At 37.4% G+C, this 2,869-nt stretch carries 2 protein-coding genes; both read right to left on the bottom strand.

Annotated elements, in window-relative coordinates; genetic code table 11:
* Positions 1–525 (bottom strand): D-glycero-beta-D-manno-heptose 1,7-bisphosphate 7-phosphatase (gene gmhB, locus IQ228_RS24300; RefSeq protein ID WP_193964733.1); only part of this gene is annotated, 525 nt, incomplete at its 3' end.
* 94 nt (positions 526–619) lie between these two features.
* Positions 620–2,524 carry a transketolase C-terminal domain-containing protein gene (locus tag IQ228_RS24295; protein WP_027401729.1) on the bottom strand — a complete coding sequence of 635 codons (1,905 nt, stop codon included), beginning with the start codon at positions 2,522–2,524 and terminating at the stop codon, positions 620–622.
* Between the last annotated feature and the right edge of the window lie 345 nt (positions 2,525–2,869).

Raw genomic sequence — 2,869 nt, 5'->3', positions numbered from 1 at the left:
CTTTAGTGCTTCCAGATTATCCAACCGAGCAGAAACTTGTAATTCTTTAGGAATAAAAATTTCTGGACTGAGTAAATAAAATTTACCGATTCCTGCGGCTTTAGCAGCTTGCATATCCGATATTCTATCACCAATTAGGATTGAGCTTTGCAAGTCTATAGGATATTTCTGACAAGCTTGTTCAATCATTCCTGGTAACGGTTTACGACATCGGCAGTTTTGACGGTAATTAGATATAGTTGATTGGGGATGATGTGGGCAGTAAAACACATCCAGTATTGTTATATCTTGGTTATTAAATTGCTCATACATCCAGACAGTAAGACTTAAAAAATCTTGTTCAGAATAGTAACCACGAGCAATACCTGATTGATTTGTGATCACAATTAGCTTATAACCTAAATCTTGTAGTAGACGACAAGTAGCAAAAATGCCATCATTAAATTCAAACTGCTCACATCTAAAAACATAGTGATGATCAATATTAATTACTCCATCTCGATCAAGAAAAGCCACTTTAATCACTGGTAATTATTCTCCTTTAGATTCAGATCCCCGACTTCTGATATCATCTGATAATTTATGGTGATGATCACAGAAGAATTCGGGGATTTTTTTCTTATTTTAACATTTCCTCAACTTTGTTCATGATGCCAATAGTATCAATACCTTGATGGGGGAGTTGTTCCCAAATTCCGCTACAACCTTCTTGATGAGTTCCCATATAGGCATATTTGGGAGAAAACCCTCTTTCTAGTAACCATGAACCAAAACGGATACCTAAACCTGTACGCCGATTTAAGGATTCAACTACTAAAACAAAGGGTGTTGAACCAATTTTTGCCATGATTTCTTCATCTACTAGATTCAATGTGGATTTATTGATTAAACCGACATTAATTCCCTGTTTTTTCAGGCTTTCTACTACTTCTAAGGCGCGGTAAAGTACCTCTCCAAAGCTAACGATATAGCCGGCTGTTCCTTCTCGTATTACGTCATCTTTTCCAGGAATAAATGTATAACCATCTGCAAATAAAGGTTTACTATTGGTATCCAGAATATCGGGTACTGGGGAACGACTAGAAAAGAGAAATCTTAACCCTGGTTGATCAAATACAGTTTCTACACAAGCTTTCATTTGATGTCCGTCGGCGGGATAATAGAGACGGGTTTGATAAGCGTCTTCTAAACCGTTATCGGCAAACATATTATTTAACCCAAAATGGCAGGTGTTATCTCCTAATTCATCTATCCCACTATGGGAAAATTGACAAAGAACGTTGGATTTATTAAGCCGTGCCATTGTAATTTCAGAAATACACATTTCCAAAAAGGCACTATAAGTGCTGAAAATGCCTTGTTTTCCTGCTTCCATGCCAAATCCTGCCGCCGCAGAGAAGTTTCCTCTTTCCATGATGCCGCCATGATAGAAAATCTCTGGATAGGCTTGACTAATTTTATTGATACCACAGGATTCTCCTAAATCACTGTCAATACACATTACCTTTTCTCGCCGTTCTGTGGGTGTCATTTGACTGAGAAGAGAGACAACGGTAGCATCAAAAATATGGCGTGTTTTGCTGCTAGAACCCGTAAAAGAGTAGGTATGTGTGAGGGGAATAACTTTTTTGAGGTAATTGACGGCTGATGTATGTCCGCGAGTTTCTAAATAGGCGATCGCTAACTCTGGTGATAGGGCATCATGTCCTAAAGGTGTGCCTTCTACTCCAACAATACCGGGAGTCATAGGACGTTTATTAATTACTGCTACTGGTCCATTAATAGTGACAGCTTGACAGAGACGAGTATATAAATCATCTAAATCTTCCCCTGCTCCAGTTAATACAGTTAATCCATGTCCAGCTAAAGTTTGACCGACGTTATAACCCTTGAGATAATCTGTTGGATATCCGCTACAGGTGGAATTGTTATCATCAATAATTAATTTGATATTGAGATTTTTAGCCACAGCTAAACGGGCGGCTTCGGCATTATTTCCTTCTTGCTGTGAACCATCTGAACCTAAACAGAATACTACTTGATGAGGATGTGCGATCGCTACTCCATTCACATAAGCCCAGAGGTGTCCTAATCTTCCCGAACTAAATTTTACACCAGGAGTGCGTCCTCGTTCTGGATGTGCAAGTAGTAATGAATAGGCTTCTCGATAATGCAGCAGATTTTCTGCATCAAGATCACCCTGTAAAGTTGCCATTAAATATTGTGTAGCAACGCGGTGTCCTGCTTCATCAAAGAAAATTGGCACAAATTTATCTGCTACTCCCCGAAAGAAAGCATCTAAAATCATCACTTCGGGAACTGTATCATAAGCTCCTCCTGTATGACCTCCCACACCTTTGGCTGCTGCTACAGCGGTAAAAAAAACAATAGTATCTCGACAAAATTGAATATTAGCTTTCAGAATTTCTCTTTGTTCATTAGTCAAAGTTGAATTAGTCGGGTCTAATTTTAACGGTTTGTAAGCATTGAGGTCAATAGGAAAACTAGAAGTTGTAACAGTCATTGATTTTTGTTCCTTATAGGATTTTAGATGCTGACTTTTGGATTTTAGATTATCCCAATCATTTTTCAAACATTGCTAAATTTTAATATTATTACTTCCTGCACCTCTGGGTAAAAAAAATGATATTTTTAATCGAATTTAACAGTTGAAAAAATCAAAAAAACGGCTCTCCTAGAGTAGTTACAGAAAATTAATACTTGATATCAGGTTAAGTCCTAACATGGTAGGGGATTCAAGAATCAGAAAGCATTTTTTTATTAAATCTTCGATTCTATTTGAGCGAAACCTAGTTATATCAGGTATTTTAGGTTTTTTAGTATTAACTTATCAAACTAAGTCTAGGAT

Origin of the sequence: Dolichospermum sp. LEGE 00246 (genome assembly GCF_015207865.1) — a bacterium.
Lineage (GTDB): Bacteria > Cyanobacteriota > Cyanobacteriia > Cyanobacteriales > Nostocaceae > Dolichospermum > Dolichospermum heterosporum.
The sequence above is the reverse complement of the archived record's forward strand: the minus strand, read 5'-3'. Positions and strand labels throughout refer to the sequence as shown.